Source organism: Polaribacter sp. Z022 (assembly GCF_023555495.1).
In the GTDB taxonomy this organism is placed as follows: Bacteria; Bacteroidota; Bacteroidia; order Flavobacteriales; family Flavobacteriaceae; genus Polaribacter.
This window is the reverse complement of sequence record NZ_JALCZO010000002.1, coordinates 424600-442682: the sequence shown is the minus strand read 5'-3', so window position 1 is coordinate 442682 and position 18083 is coordinate 424600. Positions and strand designations below refer to the sequence as shown.

The 18083-nt window shown below is 27.0% G+C and carries 17 protein-coding genes; 9 read left to right on the top strand and 8 right to left on the bottom strand.

The features are described 5' to 3' along the window. Nucleotides 1–11: 11 nt before the first annotated feature. From MPF13_RS05725 to nusB, 6 genes are all read right to left on the bottom strand, one after another. Nucleotides 12–1580, bottom strand: a complete 1569-nt coding sequence (locus tag MPF13_RS05725; RefSeq protein WP_249981373.1) for a sensor histidine kinase — start codon at nt 1578–1580, stop codon at nt 12–14. A gap of 103 nt (nt 1581–1683) precedes the next feature. Next, nucleotides 1684–2280, bottom strand: coding sequence for a dephospho-CoA kinase (coaE, locus tag MPF13_RS05720; RefSeq protein ID WP_249981372.1), 597 nt, complete (start codon nt 2278–2280; stop codon nt 1684–1686). Continuing rightward, nucleotides 2281–3219: a CdaR family protein gene (locus MPF13_RS05715; RefSeq protein WP_249981371.1), complete on the bottom strand. Its 939-nt coding sequence runs from the start codon at nt 3217–3219 to the stop codon at nt 2281–2283. Between the two features lie 104 nt (nt 3220–3323). After that, nucleotides 3324–3641 (bottom strand): preprotein translocase subunit YajC, encoded by a 318-nt coding sequence (gene yajC, locus MPF13_RS05710; RefSeq protein ID WP_249981370.1) that lies wholly within the window; start codon nt 3639–3641, stop codon nt 3324–3326. Between the two features lie 2 nt (nt 3642–3643). Further along, nucleotides 3644–4108, bottom strand: a complete 465-nt coding sequence (locus tag MPF13_RS05705) for a DUF1573 domain-containing protein (protein ID WP_249981369.1) — start codon at nt 4106–4108, stop codon at nt 3644–3646. 51 nt (nt 4109–4159) lie between these two features. Next, nucleotides 4160–5098, bottom strand: a complete 939-nt coding sequence (gene nusB / locus MPF13_RS05700; protein WP_249981368.1) for a transcription antitermination factor NusB — start codon at nt 5096–5098, stop codon at nt 4160–4162. A gap of 144 nt (nt 5099–5242) precedes the next feature. Here nusB and MPF13_RS05695 point away from each other — a divergent pair, with 144 nt between their 5' ends. After that, nucleotides 5243–6997, top strand: coding sequence for an ABC transporter ATP-binding protein (locus MPF13_RS05695; protein WP_249981367.1), 1755 nt, complete (start codon nt 5243–5245; stop codon nt 6995–6997). Between the two features lie 81 nt (nt 6998–7078). Beyond that, nucleotides 7079–7438, top strand: a complete 360-nt coding sequence (locus tag MPF13_RS05690) for a PUR family DNA/RNA-binding protein (protein ID WP_249981366.1) — start codon at nt 7079–7081, stop codon at nt 7436–7438. Between the two features lie 125 nt (nt 7439–7563). On the opposite strand, the gene MPF13_RS05685 is transcribed toward MPF13_RS05690, so the two are convergent. Next, on the bottom strand, nt 7564–8610 hold the full coding sequence (locus MPF13_RS05685; protein ID WP_249981365.1) for a chorismate-binding protein: 1047 nt from the start codon (nt 8608–8610) through the stop codon (nt 7564–7566). Between the two features lie 13 nt (nt 8611–8623). After that, nucleotides 8624–9040, bottom strand: coding sequence for a PaaI family thioesterase (locus MPF13_RS05680; protein WP_249981364.1), 417 nt, complete (start codon nt 9038–9040; stop codon nt 8624–8626). 71 nt (nt 9041–9111) lie between these two features. Here MPF13_RS05680 and MPF13_RS05675 point away from each other — a divergent pair, with 71 nt between their 5' ends. The 7 genes from MPF13_RS05675 to MPF13_RS05650 all read left to right on the top strand — a co-directional run bounded on the left by MPF13_RS05675 (nt 9112) and on the right by MPF13_RS05650 (nt 18041). Further along, complete coding sequence (locus MPF13_RS05675; protein WP_249981363.1) at nt 9112–9612, top strand: IS1096 element passenger TnpR family protein; 501 nt, start codon at nt 9112–9114, stop codon at nt 9610–9612. Nucleotides 9613–9614: 2 nt separating this feature from the next. Continuing rightward, on the top strand, nt 9615–9746 hold the full coding sequence (locus tag MPF13_RS15565) for a hypothetical protein (RefSeq protein WP_284041147.1): 132 nt from the start codon (nt 9615–9617) through the stop codon (nt 9744–9746). Nucleotides 9747–9880: 134 nt separating this feature from the next. Then, nucleotides 9881–10780 (top strand): ABC transporter ATP-binding protein, encoded by a 900-nt coding sequence (locus MPF13_RS05670; RefSeq protein ID WP_249981362.1) that lies wholly within the window; start codon nt 9881–9883, stop codon nt 10778–10780. Nucleotides 10781–10802: 22 nt separating this feature from the next. Beyond that, nucleotides 10803–11648 (top strand): ABC transporter permease, encoded by an 846-nt coding sequence (locus tag MPF13_RS05665; RefSeq protein ID WP_249981361.1) that lies wholly within the window; start codon nt 10803–10805, stop codon nt 11646–11648. A gap of 44 nt (nt 11649–11692) precedes the next feature. Beyond that, entirely contained in the window at nt 11693–14572 is a 2880-nt protein-coding gene (locus tag MPF13_RS05660; RefSeq protein ID WP_249981360.1) for a T9SS type B sorting domain-containing protein, read from the top strand. A gap of 103 nt (nt 14573–14675) precedes the next feature. Next, complete coding sequence (gene uvrB / locus MPF13_RS05655; RefSeq protein ID WP_249981359.1) at nt 14676–16664, top strand: excinuclease ABC subunit UvrB; 1989 nt, start codon at nt 14676–14678, stop codon at nt 16662–16664. A gap of 147 nt (nt 16665–16811) precedes the next feature. Next, nucleotides 16812–18041 carry a hypothetical protein gene (locus MPF13_RS05650; RefSeq protein WP_249981358.1) on the top strand — a complete coding sequence of 410 codons (1230 nt, stop codon included), beginning with the start codon at nt 16812–16814 and terminating at the stop codon, nt 18039–18041. Nucleotides 18042–18083 lie beyond the last annotated feature (42 nt).

Sequence of the window (18083 nt, the reverse complement as noted above, 5' to 3'; positions counted from 1 at the left end):
TTTATATGTTTTTAAATTAAAGGTAATTTTACCGTAAATATACTTCCTACTCCTTTTTCACTTTCTACTAAAACTGATCCATGATGTTTGTCTACAATCTCTTTAACATAAGCTAAACCTAGACCATGCCCTTTTACATCATGTATGTTTCCTTTTTGTTCTCTGTAAAACTTATCAAAAACGTTTTTTTGAACAGCTTTACTCATTCCTATTCCTTCGTCTTTAATTTTTACAACAAAGTATTTATTTGTGCTTTCTGAATACACATCAATTTTTGGTTTTCCTTCAGAATATTTTAATGCATTTTCTAAAATATTAACAATAACATTGGTCAGGTGAAATTGATTTCCTGGAATTTCTGTTGTTATTGCTTCGAAATGTGTATTTAAACTACCTTGTCTATTTGCTATTAATAAACTTGTATGTGATATTGCATCATCTATAATGTCGTGCATATCTATAGTTTCCTTACTTATTTCTATTTGATTTTTTTCTAACCTAGAAATTCTTAATACATTTTCTACTTGAGTATGCATTCTTTTGTTTTCATCTCTAATCATTTGCACATAACGTAAAACTTTTTCATTATCTCCTATAATTTTAGGATTCTTAATAGAATCTAATGCTAAATTTATAGTTGCAATAGGAGTTTTAAACTCATGTGTCATGTTATTAATAAAATCAGTTTTAATTTCTGATATTTTCTTTTGTCTTATTAATTGATATAAAGAACTAGAAAAAGCTATAATTATAATTAATATAAAAAATAATGACAACCATAAAATGTTAGAAATACCAGAAAGAATATGCTCTTTTTTTGTTGGAAAAGTTACATACAATTCATGTTGCATATCTCCATTAGTATCAAATAAAATTGGGTATTTATAACCATCATTTTTATCAATTGTATAGTAACCAGATTTTAATTTTGTAGCTAATCCATCTTTAGAATAAACTCCGTATTTAAAATCTAACTCAATATTTCTTTTTACTAATTCTTCTTTTATAATTTCATTTAACTCTCTATTACTTATTCTTTGATGAACTGGTTTTGTTTTTTTATAAATACCAAAAGCTTGAGAAAAGTAAGTCTTTTCAATTTCAGAATATCTTTTAGTAAAAGAAGTTCGTTTTTCATCTGTTGCAGAAAAAATATTGTCTACACCTTTTATAAGTCTTGTATGAAAAAAATCTTGCTTACCAGAAACTCTTTTTACAATAAGAGAATCATTATCTAAAAAATCTGTTGGAAGCTTAAAATTTTCTTCTAAAAAAGTAGATCCAAAGGTAAATTTTTGTTTAGAAGTAGTATCAATTTCTTGAAAAAGGTAGTTTCTTATTTGAGCATCATTTGCCAAACCTACATTTTCCATAAAACCTTCTATCGTTTTTTCAAAATTAGTTTCTTCTTTTTCATTGATTCTTTGAGATACACTACCTAAAGATTTCTGAACATCATTCTTAAATTGTTCTTTCTTACTTTCTACTGCATTATTAATCCAATAAAGTTGTACTGTAATAATTCCTATCAAGGAAATACTCATTAAAGCAACAATAAGAATAAACATTTTTTTACCCATAAATCAAAGTTACGGCTTTCAAAAATTGATTTTATTGTTTTTAACCTAAATTAACGAGAAAAAATGAAATTTAAGAGTATTTTAACAATAACGTTGCATTTAATTAAATTCGATGTCTTTTTTGTGTTAAAATATTGTGGATATTAATAATCTGATTATGAGTAGCTTCTTTTGTTATATTATTTATAATATAATTTGATTGCAATAGCTTTTTATCTTCTTTCCATTGGCTATTTATCCTATTTTCTACATCTTTTTTAGCAATTTCATCTCTTAACATGGTTCTACTAATTCTTAGATTTAATGGTGCATAAACAGAAATAACAATATCGCATTTTAAATTACTTTTACTTTCAAAAAGAATTGCATTTTCATAAATTATATAATGACTTTTTTTATGCATTTTAATAAATTGTTGAAAATGCATTTTTACTTCTGGATGTACAATAGAATTTAATGTTTCTAATTTACTTTTATCATTAAAAACAATATTAGCAATATAAGGTCTGTTAAGTTGATTGTTTTTATAAGAATCTTCTCCAAATTCTTCAATCATTTTAGATTTAATTTTTAATGAAGTATTCATTAAGTTTTTAGCTTCTAAATCTGCATTATAAATAACAACATTATCAAATTTTGCAAAGATATTTGCAACTGTTGTTTTACCACTTCCAATGCCTCCTGTTAAGCCAACTACCATCTATTTTTGAATTAAAAAATCTATTTTACTTGGTACTACTTTTATACTTTTTATAAAACTAGGTTTTGTTACTATTTTAGGTAATAAATAACTTAAATTATTTTCTTTAGAAATATGGTAATCGCAAATTACTTCAAAAGAATTTTTATCAACTTTATTAAAATTAGAAAGCCCTACTACAAAAACTACTTCTACAGTATTATTTAAAGTAGTTAATTCTATTTCTTTAGGTAGGTTTATTATTTTAAAACGAATATCTAAAGTACCTTCTGTAAACTTTTCTACTTTACCACTTATTGTAGCTGTTTTTAATTTAACTTTTAAATTATTAGCGTTTTCTGGTAAAACAATTTTTACTTGTTTTTCAAAGTCAGATTTTACATCATCTAATTTTAATAATTCTAAATCAATTTTAGAAATCTTATTTATTTGAGCTTCTGGACCAGAAATTAAAATACTATCAGGGTTTATTTTAACAGTTTCTAAAACATCATAACCAATATGATAGTTAATATCTAAATTTGGTTTTAAAGGCACTTTTTTAGAAATTAAACTTCCAATTTCTAAATAAATAGTATCTAGAATTACTTGCTGTAACTCTACACCAGAGTATAATTGACTTTGTATATTATTTTTTTGATTTTTAGTTAAAAAGTAATATTTACTTGATGTTTTTCTATTTAAATTTTTAGCATTTAAAATAATTGGGTAATTGCTAAACCTTGATTTAATAATATTAAATCCTGATGATTTTACAATAACATCGATCTCTTTAGTTGGTTCTTTTTGAAGTAATTTATCTTGAGGAATATTATTGTATTGTACAGGATAACTTATTGTTGCAGTATATTCTTTAGACAAGGTAATTAGCAGCCAAATAAAAAATGAAGCCACTAAAAAACCAATAAAACTTTTCGATATTTTTTTATTCTTAATCAAGAGTTTATTTATTTTTTATGCAATCTACACAAAAGCTTGTAAACAAAAAAGTGAGCAGTATCTAAATAGACAAAGCTCACTTAATATTTTAAAAAACTAAGTTTTTATTTTTTAGCAGGAGCTAATTTTTTGTTACTTAATTCCATTGAAATTGCAGAACGTTCAAACTTAATTTTACCTGCTCCAGTTTCTATAGTAATTGTATTTTCTGCAGCATTAATTTCTGCAATTTTACCATGAATACCACTAGTGGTAACAACTTTTGCTCCTTTTTTTATTTCAGCTTGAAAAGCTTTTTCCTTTTTTTGACGGTTCATTTGTGGTCTTATCATAAAGAAATAAAACACTACAATAATTGCTAAAAAAGGTAACATACTCATTAAAGAACCAGCTGCTTCTTGTAAAAAAATTGCACTATACATAATTATAATTTTGTTTTTGGTATTACAGAACCTTTTAATGTTAATACTTCTCTACCAGATTCTGTGTTTGTAGTTAAAGTAATTGTTTTTTGTTGTCTATTTGGTTTTCCACTAGTATTAAACTTCACCTTAACTTCTCCAGTTTCTCCTGGTTTAATTGGTGCTTTAGGCCAAACAGGAACTGTACAACCACAAGAAGGTTGAGCGTTTGTAATAACCAAGTTTGTTTTACCTGAATTTGTAACTTTAAAAGAAGTTTCTACAATATCTCCTTCATTTACTGTTCCAAAATCGTATACTTTTTTGTCTAAAGAAATTAATGCTGTTCCTTTTTTAATTTCTATATCTCTAGAAGTTGCTTTTTCTAAATTTGCTTTGTTTATTTTAGAAGTTGCATTTCCACCATCTTTACATGCAGTAAAAGAGATAGTAAGTACTAAAGCTAATAAAATTGTTATGTTTTTCATTGTGTTTTAATTTTATGTAAAAATAATAAATAATTTTTCTAAACCTATTGTTTAAAGCAATCCTCTACCAATTTTAACGATTCTTTTGTTTTTAATAAATTCTTTAGAAATTTTATCTAAAACTCCATTAATAAAATAGCTACTTTTTTCTGTAGAATAGTCTTTAGAAATTTCAATATACTCATTAATAGTTACTCTTGTTGGTATAGATGGAAAGTTTATAAACTCTGTTATTGCCATTTTTATAAGAATCATATCTATATCTGCAATTCTATCAGTTTCCCAATTTGGAGTTTTATTTTCTATATCTACCTCATACTCTGTATGTTTTAAGATTGTTTTCTGAAAAATTTTAGAAACAAAATTCTCATCATCTTCATCTTTATAAAGACTACTTAAAACAAATGTTTTGTTTTCTTTAAATTTACTTAAACTTCTAACAACCCAAGTATTTACAAAAGGAATATCATCTACCCAAGAAATCATTTTATCTTCAAAATATTCTCCTAACTTTTCATTTGGAGCAATAATTTCTTTGAAAAAATCTAAAACAAATACTTTATCTATTTTAAACGAATCTTCTTTGGTTGCTAAATATTTTTTATATAAATCACTTTTTTGCAATTCATCATAAATTATTTTAACATACTCATCATTATCTTCCCAATAATTTAATTTATTAAGTTCTACATAGCCTTCCATACTAATGCTTTCTGCAAGAGTATTAATAACTTTGTTGTTTAAAAATTTGTTGTTAGGATTTAAATCTTCTTTAGTAGCAAGAATTTTCTTTTTAGAAAGTGCAATTTTTTTTGCAGCTAATTTTTGCACTTCTATTAATAACTGTAAGTTTAAAACGTACAAATCGTACATTTTTAAAATACTATGTTTTAAAAATTTTTCTTCTCTAATAATATCATCATTATGAGAATGTAACATAGCGTATACAGATTGCATTACTTTAACTCGAATATGTCTTCTGTTAATCATTTTCTAAAGAACTTATATAAATTGCGCTGCAAAAATAGTATTATTTTATTTTTAAGTCACCAAGTTTTTTAATTCTTTTTTAAGAATATTTTATATAGTTAATCTTGTATCTTCGTACTTTCTTTTTTGATAAAAAATACTCTTTTGAAAGAACTCAAATATATTAATAAATACTTTACAAAGTATAAATGGCGATTATTATTAGGCCTTTTAGCTACAATTTCATCTAAATTTTTAGCATTAAAAGTGCCTCAAATTATTGGTGACTCTTTAAATGTTGTTGAAGATTATCAAAACAATAAAGTAACAGATTTAGATTTTGTTCAGCATGAGCTATTAATAAACATTCTTATAATTATAGGTGCAGTTTTATTATCGGGTATTTTTACATTTATAATGAGGCAAACAATTATTGTAACTTCTAGGTTAATAGAATTTGATCTTAAGAATGAAATTTATCAACAATATCAAAGATTGTCTCTTAATTTTTATAAAAAGAACAGAACAGGAGATTTAATGAATCGTATTTCTGAAGACGTTTCTAAAGTTAGAATGTACGTTGGTCCTGCAATTATGTATAGTATGAACATGATTGTTTTGTTTGCAGTAGGTTTTACACAAATGATTAGTATAGATGTAAAACTAACCATGTATACTTTAATTCCTTTTCCATTATTATCAATTTCTATCTTTTTATTAAGTAAAGTTATCCATAAAAGAAGTTCTATTGTTCAAGAGTATTTATCTAAACTAACTACTTTTAATCAAGAGTTTTTCTCTGGGATGAATGTTGTAAAATCTTATGGTATTGAAGCTTCAATTATAAAAGATTTTGATAAAATTGCTGATCAAAGTAAAGAGAAAAACATTCACTTACACAAAGCAAATGCATTGTTTTTTCCGTTAATGATTTTACTTATTGGTATTAGTAACTTATTAGTAATTTATATTGGTGGACAACAATATATTAATGGCGAAATACAAATTGGTACCATTATAGAATTTATGATGTATGTAAATATTCTTACATGGCCAGTTGCTGTTGTTGGTTGGGTTACATCTATGGTACAACAAGCAGAGGCTTCTCAATTAAGAATAAATGAGTTTTTAAAACAAGTACCAGAAATTCAAAATTATAACGAAAATTCTACTGAATTAAATGGAAATGTTACTTTTAAAGATGTAACTTTTACTTATGATGATACCAACATTACAGCTTTAAAAAATGTTAATTTCTCAGTAAAATCTGGAGAAACTTTAGCAATTCTTGGAAAAACTGGTTCTGGAAAATCTACTATTATAGAACTAATTTCTAGACTATATGACACTAAGAAAGGAACTATTTTATTAGACAACAACCCTATAAAAGAAGCCAATTTAAATGATGTTAGAAATCAGATTGGTTTTGTACCTCAAGATCCATTTTTGTTTTCTGAAAGTATAGAAGATAATATTAAATTTGGTAAAGAAGATGCTACTCAGGATGAAATAATTACAGCAGCTAAAAATGCTGATGTACATAAAAATATTGTTGATTTTCCTGATGGTTACAAAACTATTTTGGGTGAACGTGGAGTAACTTTATCTGGTGGACAAAAACAACGTGTTTCTATAGCTAGAGCTATAATTAAAAAACCTAAAATTTTAATTTTTGACGATTGTTTATCGGCTGTAGATACTGAAACAGAAGAAAAAATCTTGTCGAATTTAGAACGTATTTCTAAAGATATTACAACCTTTATTATTAGTCATCGTATTTCTTCGGCTAAAAATGCTGATAAAATTATAGTTTTAAATGAGGGTAAAATAACACAACAAGGAACTCATAATCAATTAATAACACAAGAAGGCTATTATAAAGATTTATACGAACAACAACTTTTAGAAAAAGAAATTTAATCTTTAACATTGCTAAATAAAATATTTTGTTAGATTTGTTAAGTATAACAAACATTTTATAACGACTATTTAAAAAGAATTATGGCAGAGAGAGTTGAACAGGAAGAAATTTTTTCACAAGTATTAAGAGCAGGAAGAAGAACTTACTTTTTTGATGTTAGAGCAACAAAAGCAGATGATTATTACTTAACTGTTACAGAAAGTAAAAAGTTTACACATGATGATGGTTCTTTCCATTACCAAAAACACAAAATTTACCTATACAAAGAAGATTTTACTGATTTTAAAGAAATGTTAGGTAAAGCAACTGATTACATTTTAAACGAAAAAGGAAGTGAAGTAATTAGTGAACGCCACCAAAAAGATTTTAAGAAAGAAGAAACAACTGAAGAAACTAAATCTACAGAGAGTTTTACAGATGTATCTTTTGATGATATATAAAGGTAAATAAACCTTTTATTTATAAACTTTAAAGTAACTTATACTAAGTTTATATAATTACAATTTTAATTCAAATTCATTTTACTCTAAAAAGCCACAAGTGTTAAACTTGTGGCTTTTTTATATTATAATACTTGTTTAATAGTTTTACTTTTTGCTATAGTTTCTTCCCATTCTTTTTGTGGGTTACTTTCTTTTGTTATACCCCCACCAATATATAAAGTAGCTACTTTATCTTTTACATTCATACATCTAAGATTTACAAACAAAGAAGATTTCTTTTCAATATTTAACTCTCCTAAAAAACCAGTATAAAATGTTCTATTATAATGCTCATTTTTTAAAATAAAATCTTTTGCCTTTTCTCTTGGTAAGCCACATACTGCAGGTGTTGGATGCAAACCTCTTATTATTTGTTTTAAACTAGCTTCTTCATTTAAAACACCTTCAACCTTGGTTCTTAAATGCAATAAATTTCCAGCTTTTACAGTTTCTGTTTTCTCTATTTTAAGTTTAGATGATATATTTTTTAATTGATTATTTATAAAATCAGTCACTAATTGCTGTTCATCTAATTCTTTAGCCTTCCAAATTACCTCTTCATTAGTTTTATAAACTTGAGTTCCTGCTAAAGACATTGTTTTAAAATTATTATCAAAAATATTTAAAAGAGTTTCTGGTGTTGCACCTAACCACAACCCTACTTTAGGATGAAACCAAACGTAAACAAAAGCATTCGAATAAGTTTTTAGTAATTTTTTAAAAGTGATTAAAACATCAAACTTATGCAATTGTACTTCTTCTTTTCTAGAAACTACAACTTTTTTTAGTGCGTTCTTTTTAATTTCTTCAATCGTTTTTTCTACTAATTTAAGATGCTTTAACTTATCAGAACTATTAACAACACTATTACTAATATTAAGTGTTAATTCTTCATTTAAATTAAATTTTTCGTTTATAATTTCTGCTTTATCCGCAGAAAAAATTACTGCTTTTTCATCACTATTAAAAGGTGCAAAAACAAAACCAGATTCATTAATTTCAGATGAAAACTCTAAATCATCATCATTCATAAAAAACCCAGAAACCTCAACAGAATTAGGCTTTCTATAGGCTACAAAGGGTAATTTATTTTCAAAGCTCCCTTCAATTTTATTAGAAATAATATTCAATGTAAAGTCAGAATTATTTTTTGGTTAAAACAATATTTGTCATTTTAGCAACAGATATTAAATCATCATTTTCGTCTACAATAGTAACTTCCCACAAATGAGTACTTTTACCTTTGTGAATATTTTTTGCAGTTGCAAAAACAACACCTTGTTTTTTACTTTTTATATGATTAATTGATAATTGAATACCATTTACAAATTGACTTTTACTGTCTATAAAAAAGTTAGAAGCTGCACTACCAACGCTTTCAGCCAAGGCTGCTGTAGCACCACCATGTAATTGACCATAAGGCTGATGTACTTTAGAATTTACTGGCATTTTGGCCGTTAAAAAATCATTACCTACAGCAACATATTCTATATCAAGTGTTTCCATTAAAGTATTTTTAGAAGCCTCATTAAAGGCTTTTAAAATAGCAGTTGTATTCATATCATTAAGATTATAATGTAAAAGTACATATAAAAATTTGTATTTTTGCTTCAGAAAAATTAATCCATTTTATGTACAAAATACGCGTAATTTTAGACACCAAAGAAGATGTAATAAGAACTATTTTAGTAGACAACAAACTAAATTTAGAAGAATTACATTTAACAATTGCAAAATCTTTTGGTTTTGGAGGTCAAGAAATGGCTTCTTTTTACAGAACAGATGATGAATGGAACCAAGGTGAAGAAATTCCGTTATTTAATATGGCAGAAGCTGGAGAAGGAATTTCTATGCAATCTTGTATTTTAGATGAAACTTTACCTGAAGAAAACAACAAATTAATATACGTTTACGATTTCTTAAATATGTGGACTTTCTATGTAGAAGTAATTGAGGTTTCTTCTGAAACAAAAGAAGATTTACCTCAAATTATTTTAACAGTTGGTGAAATACCTAATGAAGCTCCAGAAAAAGAATTTGTTGCAGATAAGTTAGAAGATGGTTTTGGAGATGATGGAGATATAGATGATGAATATGGTCATTTTGATGATTTTGATTACAATGAATATTAATAATGAGTACCAAAAAGAAAGGCGTTCTAACATCTGATAACGAATGGCGCAAACATTTGCGAAAATTTGGAAAACGTTTTTTTTGGAAAGCAGAAAGAAAAGCTGGAAAAAACGAAATAAAAAAGCAATTGTAATTTTCCTCAAAATCCATAAAAAAGTTTTACATCCTACCTCTAACTTTCTTCTTCATTCATCATAATTCTTACTTTTTCAGTAACAAAATTGTAAATTAGTCGTCTTACAAACATAATCGACTAAATCAATTTCTTTGGAAACTATCTTATCACTTAAAAATCTCGATAAAAAATACGGAAAAGTTCATGCAGTAAACAATCTTTCTTTTGATATTAAAAGAGGAAATGTGTACGGAATTTTAGGACCAAATGGAAGTGGAAAATCTACTACATTAGGTATCATTTTAAATGTTGTAAACAGAACATCTGGAGACTTTTCTTGGTTTGATGGCAAATTATCTACGCATGAAGCATTAAAAAAAGTTGGTGCAATTATAGAGCGACCAAACTTTTACCCTTACATGACTGCCACTCAAAATTTGTCATTAATTTGTAAAATTAAAGGCATATCAACCGAAAAAATAAATGAAAAACTTACTACTGTTAACCTTTTTGAAAGAAGAGATAGTAAGTTTAAAACTTTTTCTTTAGGTATGAAGCAACGTTTAGCAATAGCTTCTGCCCTATTAAATGATCCTGAAATATTAATTTTAGACGAACCAACAAATGGTTTAGATCCACAAGGAATTCACGAAATAAGACAAATTATTAAAGAAATTGCTTCTAATGGAACAACTATATTATTGGCTTCTCACCTTTTAGATGAAGTAGAAAAAGTATGTTCTCATGTTGTAGTTATAAGAAAAGGTGTAAAGCTTTATAGTGGTAGAGTTGATGAAATGACTGCTTCAAAAGGTTTATTTGAATTAAAAGTTGATAATAATGAAGACGAATTGATTTCTATTTTAGAAAAACATTCGGATATAGCTAAAGTAACTAAAGAACACGATATTATTATTGCCACTTTAAACAACGCTATTTCTGCTACAGAAATGAATCAATATCTTTTTAACAATGGCATTGTTTTATCACATTTAATAAAGCGTAAACCAAGTTTAGAACAACAGTTCTTAGATTTAACCAACAACAACTAATCAACCTAAAATATTCAAAGTCATGTTAAGACTATTAACTATAGAATTTCATAAACTAAAACATAACAGAGCAAGCAAAGTATTGTCTTTAATTTACTTTGGCTTACTGACTTCTATTGCTCTAATTGCAGCAATAAAATTTGATATTGGTCCTATAAAGTTTCATTTAGCAGAAATGGGGATATTTAACTTTCCATATATATGGCATTTCAATACTTTTATGGCTTCGATTTTAAAGTTCTTTTTACTTCTGGTAATTGTTTCTATGATGGCTAATGAATACAGTTACAAAACATTAAAACAAAATTTAATTGATGGTTTAAGTAAAAAAGAATTTATCCTTTCTAAATTTTATACAGTTATTGCTTTTGCATTGACTTCTACAATTTTTGTTTTTGTAGTATCATTAGTATTGGGTTTAATTTATTCTGATTATAATGAGTTTGCAATTATAGTTTCAGATTTAAAGTATCTATTAGCATTTTTTATAAAATTAGTAGGTTTCTTTTCTATGGGATTATTTTTTGGAATTTTAGTAAAACGTTCAGCTTTTGCTGTTGGTGCTTTAGTAGTTTGGTTTATAGCAGAAAGTATGTTTAAAGGATATCTTTTTTGGTCATTTAAAGATGCAGAAAACACTACAAACACAGTAGATTCTATTATGCAATTTCTACCATTAGAAGCTATGGCTAACCTAATAAAAGAACCTTTTTCTAGATTAGGAGCTGTTAGATCTGTTGCTAATCAAGTAGGAGAAAATTTTACCAAGAGTTATGATGTAGAATTCACTTCTATACTTATTGTTTCTGTTTGGACTTTTGTTTTTATCTACCTTTCATTTGCACTGTTAAAAAAGAGAGATTTATAGTACTTTTTAGATATATTTGACGTTTAGTAATGAAATATCGTCAAATGAAGAAATTAATATCTTTTTTACTCTTATTTTTTGCATTAAATGTATTTTCTCAAAAAGAAGCCAATTTTTGGTACTTTGGTTTTAATGCGGGTTTAGATTTTACAGATTGTAACCCAGTTGCTTTAGAGAATGGAGAATTATGGACATATGAAGGATGTTCTACAATTTCTAGCTCAACAGGAGAATTAAGATTTTATTCTGATGGAACAACAGTTTGGGATAAAAATCATGATGTTATGCCTGGTGGAACTGGATTAAGAGGAAATTCTTCTAGTGCTCAATCAGCTTTATTTGTTCCAAAGCCAGATGATTCAAATATTTACTACCTCTTTGTTGTTGGTAACTCTCAAAACCCTGGTTTTTTTTACTATACTATCGATTTATCACAAAATGGAGGTTTAGGTAGTGTTGTTAGTGGCCCAATAGATTTAAACAACTCAGAAAGAAGCAATTGGACAGAAAGAGTTACCGCAATTCAATCTAACAAAAGCAATGAGTTTTGGATAATATCTGCAAGCAACACAAGAATCTATGCGTACAAAGCAACTAAAGATGGAGTTGAAACAAGACCTGTTATTTCTGCTGTAAATGGAGGCTTTATTGAAAACAGGGGAAGTTTAAAAGTATCTCCTGATGGATCAAAATTAGTAATAACAAGTCAAGATTCTGATTGTTTATTGTTTGATTTTAATACATCAACAGGTACAGCTTCAAATAGACAAGTATTAAATATTAGCTTTGGTAGTTATGGAGCAGAATTTTCACAAACAGGAAATAGATTATATATATCTACAGGTGGCCACAACCAGAGTTTTAACGCAACAAGAAATGATGCTTTTATTTATCAATATGATTTAACTCAAAATAACATTACAGATATAAACAATTCTAGAACCACTATTAATACATGGAATGGCTATAGAGGTGCTTTGCAATTAGGACCTGATGCTAGAATTTATTATGCAAAAAGTGACGAATCTAGTCTTGGTGTAATTAATAAACCCGAAGAATTGGGAAGCAATGTAGATTATGTTCATAATGGTATTTCCTTAGGTTCTAAAAAGTCTTCTGAAGGATTACCTCCATTTATACAATCATTTTTTAAAGTTGCTTTATTAGATATAGATACTGGGATAAAAATTGCAGGAGAATTATCAGTTTGTATTGGTGAAAGTAAAAATTTAGGAATAAATAATATTTTAGATTTTGACGATACTGCTGACCTAACCAAACCAATTACTTATAAATGGTATAAAGACGACACTCTTTTAACAGGAGAAACAAATAGTATAATTACTGTTGGTACAACTAATAAAGATACCAATGGAATTTACACTTTAAAAACTACATATTTTAACAATTGTGGTAGAGAAAGATCTTTAGAGGCTGTAGCAGATGTTCAATTCACCCCTAAACCTACTATTAATGATATAAATATTTACCAACAATGTGACTTTGATTCAAATCCAAACGATTTTATTACAAATTTTAATTTAACAATAAAAGAATCAGAATTATACACTGGAACAGACACTGTATCAATAGAGTTTTTCGAATTGTCTGATACTACTTTTTCTTCTCCAGTTAATAAAAACAATTATAGAAACTCAATTGCTACAACAGCAGTAAATGGAAATCATAAATTAGTTGTAAAAATTACCAATACAACAACAAACTGTCATCAAACAAAAGAAATTGAATTAAAAGTTAATCCATCTGGTGTTTCTTCTTATCCTGATATTTACGCTAGTGAATTGGATGTAAATATTGCTATTTTGAATAGTAGAAATAGTTTAGGATCAAGTGATTCTTATTATAACTTTGATACTAAAACACAAGATATAATTTCTAATTCTGGGGGTGCTTTAAATTTAACTACTCATAGTTTTAGTTATTTTAGGACCAAAGAAGATGCTGGTTTACAAAACAATGAAATTTTACCTCCTTATGAAAACCATTTATTTAATGATGGAGATGATATTTTTGTAAGAATTTCTCTTACAAATTCTAATTCTTGCGAAAGTATTGGTCAATTTAAATTTAATATTTTACAACTACCAATTCCTCAAGGCAATATTAATGAGCAAATATTATGCGTTAACAATCCTATTGATAAACCACAACTTATAACCTTAAATTTAGACGCAAATACTGGAAATAATTCTGATACATATAAATGGTATTTAGATAATCAATTAATATCTGGAGCAACAAATGCTACTTTTAACGCTAATAAAACAGGTACTTATAAAGTTGAAGCATTTAGAGAATATGAAAATAACCCAGCAATTAATTCAGATAATATTATAACTGTTGGTTATAACTCATTTACTGTAAAAGAATCAAATATAGCTTCTATTGAGACTGTTGAATTTGTTGATGATCAAGATAGTTTAGATGAAAATACATTAACCATAAAAGTATCTGGAATTGGTAATTACGAATTTGCTTTAAACAGTAATGATATAACAAAATTTGAAAAAGGTGATGATAATTTATCATATACTTTTACAAATGTTCCTCCTGGATTAAACAAAGTTTATATTAGAGATATTAATAACTGTGGTGAAGTTTCTTCGCAAGAAGTTTCTTTAATTTATTTTCAAAGACACTTTACACCAAATGGAGATGGGAATTTAGATACTTGGAATGTATTAGGAACCAATAATGCCTTTTACAGTGAAATAAATTTGAAAATTTTTGATAGATATGGTAAACTTTTAGAAGTGATAGATCAAAAATCACAAAATGGTTGGAATGGAATTTATAATGGTAAATTATTACCTTCAAACGACTATTGGTACAATGCAGTTTTAATTGATATTAACGGAAATGTAAGAACTAAAAATGGACATTTCTCTTTACTAAGAAAATAAAAAAGCTTCTATTATAGATTTAAACGACCAACTCATTGAAAAATCTGGCAACTTTTCATTAATTAGAAACTAATATTATTAATTCTATCCGTATTTTTACAACATGGAATTTAAATTGGTATCAGAGTTTTCTCCTACAGGAGATCAACCAGAAGCTATAAAAGAGCTTAAAAACAGTATTAATAGTGGAGAGAAATTTCAAACATTATTAGGTGTTACAGGATCTGGTAAAACTTTTACAGTTGCAAATGTTATTAAAGAAGTTAAAAAACCTACTTTAATTTTAGCTCATAATAAAACCTTAGCTGCCCAATTATATTCTGAGTTCAAACAATTTTTTCCAGAAAATGCTGTAGAATACTTTGTTTCTTACTATGATTACTATCAACCAGAAGCCTATATACCAGTTACAGGAACTTATATAGAAAAAGACCTATCTATAAATGATGATATTGAAAGATTACGTTTAAGTACTACTTCTTCCCTACTTTCTGGCAGAAGAGACGTGTTAGTAGTTGCTTCTGTTTCTTGTTTGTATGGAATTGGGAATCCTACAGAATTTAAGAAAAACGTAATTCCTATTCATGTAGATCAACAAATAGCAAGAACTAAATTTTTACATCAATTAGTTACCAGTTTATATTCTAGAACCGAACACGAAATAAAAAGTGGAACCTTTAAAGTAAAAGGAGATGTTGTTACAATTTACCCTTCTTATGGAGACAATGGTTATAGAGTCCATTTTTTTGGTGATGAAATTGAAGAAATTGAATCTTTCGATTTAGAAAGCAATACTGTTTTAGAAAAATTTGAAGAATTAACAATTTATCCTGCTAACTTATTTGTTACCTCTCCAGATGTTTTACAAAATGCCATTCATCAAATACAAGAAGACATGATGAAACAGGTAGATTATTTTAAAGAAATTGGCAAACATTTAGAAGCAAAACGTTTAAAAGAACGTACAGAATTCGATTTAGAAATGATTCGTGAATTGGGTTATTGCTCAGGTATAGAAAACTATTCTCGTTATTTAGATGGAAGACAACCAGGTACAAGACCTTTCTGTTTATTAGATTATTTTCCTGATGATTATTTAATGGTGATTGATGAAAGCCATGTAACAGTTCCTCAAACACACGCCATGTATGGTGGAGATAGAAGTAGAAAAGAAAATTTGGTAGAATATGGTTTTAGATTACCTGCAGCCATGGACAATCGTCCTTTAAAATTTGATGAGTTTGAAGCTATTCAGAATCAAGTAATATATGTTTCTGCAACTCCTGCAGATTACGAATTAGAAAAAACAGAAGGTGTTTTTGTAGAGCAAGTAATTCGTCCAACAGGATTATTAGATCCAATAATAGAAATTAGACCAAGTTTAAATCAGATAGACGATTTAATTGAAGAAATACAAACACGTGTAGAAAAAGACGAACGTACTTTGGTTACAACTTTAACCAAAAGAATGGCAGAAGAGTTAACAAAGTATTTAACAAGAGTAGATATTCGTTGTAGATATATACATTCTGATGTAGACACTTTAGAACGTGTAGAAATTATGCAAGATTTACGTAAAGGTTTGTTTGATGTTTTAATTGGTGTAAACCTTTTAAGAGAAGGTTTAGATTTACCAGAAGTTTCTTTAGTTGCCATTTTAGATGCAGATAAAGAAGGATTTTTAAGAAGTCATCGTTCTATAACACAAACTGTTGGTAGAGCTGCAAGAAATGTAAATGGATTGGCTATTTTATATGCAGATAAAATGACAAACAGTATGCAAAAAACCATTGATGAAACAGAACGTAGAAGAGAAAAGCAAATAGCATACAATACAAAACACAACATTACTCCTACTCAAATCAATAAAAAAATTGATGATACATTGTCTAAATCTGCAGTTTCTAGTTATCATTATGACAATGCAATAAATAAAGCAGCAGAACAAGATTTACAATATTTACCAAAAGAAGAAATAGAAAAAAGAATCCGTGAAAAGCGCAAACATATGGAAGCTGCTGCAAAAGAATTAGACTTTATTGTTGCTGCTAAACTTCGTGATGAAATTGCGGTTTTAAAAGAGAAAATGTAAAAAACTACAACAAAAAACTAAACACTTTTTATATAAATTACGCAGACATACTTTCTATGTACGCATTTGCTAATTATTAATGCATAGAAACTTAATTTTAAGCTTTGTTTTAATTCCATTATAAAACATTCCAACTTAAATAAGTTTATGAAAAAGTATCTTTTAAGCCTAATTATATTAATTTGTTTTCAATCATTTTCTCAATCTAGAAATTCTGATTTAAAGTTATCTTTAGATTGTTCTAAATGTGACCATGCTTATATAAAACAAAATTTAAGTCATGTAAACTTTGTTAGAGATCAAAAATTTGCAGACGTTTATATTCTTGTTAGAACTCAAAAAAATGGAAGTGGTGGTATAAAATACATGTTTGAATTTCAAGGTCAACACAAATACAAAAAAATGAGAAATCGTTTAAATTTCTCAACAAAAGCTGATGATACAAAAGCAGAAGTAAGAAATTTAATTTTTGAATATTTAAAACTAGGTTTAGTAAAGTTTTGGTTACGTAGTGGAAATGATGATTTTATTTCTGTAAAACTAAAAAAAGAAGATAATAATGTTGTTATTGAAGATATAAAAGATCCTTGGAACCAGTGGGTGTTTAATATTGGTTTTAGAGGAAATTTTAGAGGAGAAGAAATAAAACAAACTAAATATTTAAACTACAATACATCAGCAAAAAGAGTTACTGAAAAAAATAAAATATTTTTAAGGATTAGTAGAAGTTCAGACAAAAAGACCTTTAAAAAAGATGATGGTGATATTGTAAATATTCAAAAAGCAACTACTTTTTATTTTTCAGATGTATTTAGCTTAAATAATCATTGGTCTCTTGGTTTTTTTGGAGGAGCACAAGAATCTACTTACAGAAATTACAATTTATCAATGTGGGTTAAACCAGCTATAGAATATAATTTTTTCGATTACAAACAATCATTTAAAAAACAATTAGTTATTTCTTACAGAGCAGGTGCAATTCACAATAATTATATTGAAACTACAATTTTTAATGAAGATACAGAATTACTTTGGGAACATAGTTTAAATTTAGGTGGTGCAATTCAACAAAAATGGGGTAATTTTTCTGGTGAAATTTCTTACAGAAGTTTTTTACATGATACTTCTTTAAGAGCATTATCTTTTGATTTAGGAACCAATTTCAGACTTTTTAAAGGGTTTTCGTTAAGTTTAAACGGAAGTTATGACATAACAGATAACCAAGTAAATTTAGCAGGTGGAGATTTATCTTTAGAAGAATTATTGTTAGCGCAAAAACAAGCACAATCTGGTTATAAATATTCTTTTAGGTTTGGTCTAAACTATTCTTTTGGATCTATGTACAATACAATAGTAAACCCTAGGTTTAATTTTTAAAACAAAAAACGCCTCACAATTTGTGAGGCGTTATATATTTAA

Bases quoted from the DNA above. Each gene is read 5' to 3' on its own strand.
- coaE (WP_249981372.1), bottom strand. From the start codon at position 2,280: ATGGTAGTTGGCTTAACAGGAGGCATTGGAAGTGGTAAAACAACAGTT.
- MPF13_RS05650 (WP_249981358.1), top strand. From the start codon at position 16,812: ATGAAAAAGTATCTTTTAAGCCTAATTATATTAATTTGTTTTCAATCA.
- MPF13_RS05660 (WP_249981360.1), top strand. From the start codon at position 11,693: ATGAAGAAATTAATATCTTTTTTACTCTTATTTTTTGCATTAAATGTA.
- MPF13_RS15565 (WP_284041147.1), top strand. From the start codon at position 9,615: ATGAGTACCAAAAAGAAAGGCGTTCTAACATCTGATAACGAATGGCGC.
- MPF13_RS05680 (WP_249981364.1), bottom strand. From the start codon at position 9,040: ATGAATACAACTGCTATTTTAAAAGCCTTTAATGAGGCTTCTAAAAAT.
- MPF13_RS05690 (WP_249981366.1), top strand. From the start codon at position 7,079: ATGGCAGAGAGAGTTGAACAGGAAGAAATTTTTTCACAAGTATTAAGA.
- nusB (WP_249981368.1), bottom strand. From the start codon at position 5,098: ATGATTAACAGAAGACATATTCGAGTTAAAGTAATGCAATCTGTATAC.
- MPF13_RS05665 (WP_249981361.1), top strand. From the start codon at position 10,803: ATGTTAAGACTATTAACTATAGAATTTCATAAACTAAAACATAACAGA.
- uvrB (WP_249981359.1), top strand. From the start codon at position 14,676: ATGGAATTTAAATTGGTATCAGAGTTTTCTCCTACAGGAGATCAACCA.
- yajC (WP_249981370.1), bottom strand. From the start codon at position 3,641: ATGTATAGTGCAATTTTTTTACAAGAAGCAGCTGGTTCTTTAATGAGT.
- MPF13_RS05725 (WP_249981373.1), bottom strand. From the start codon at position 1,580: ATGGGTAAAAAAATGTTTATTCTTATTGTTGCTTTAATGAGTATTTCC.
- MPF13_RS05705 (WP_249981369.1), bottom strand. From the start codon at position 4,108: ATGAAAAACATAACAATTTTATTAGCTTTAGTACTTACTATCTCTTTT.
- MPF13_RS05675 (WP_249981363.1), top strand. From the start codon at position 9,112: ATGTACAAAATACGCGTAATTTTAGACACCAAAGAAGATGTAATAAGA.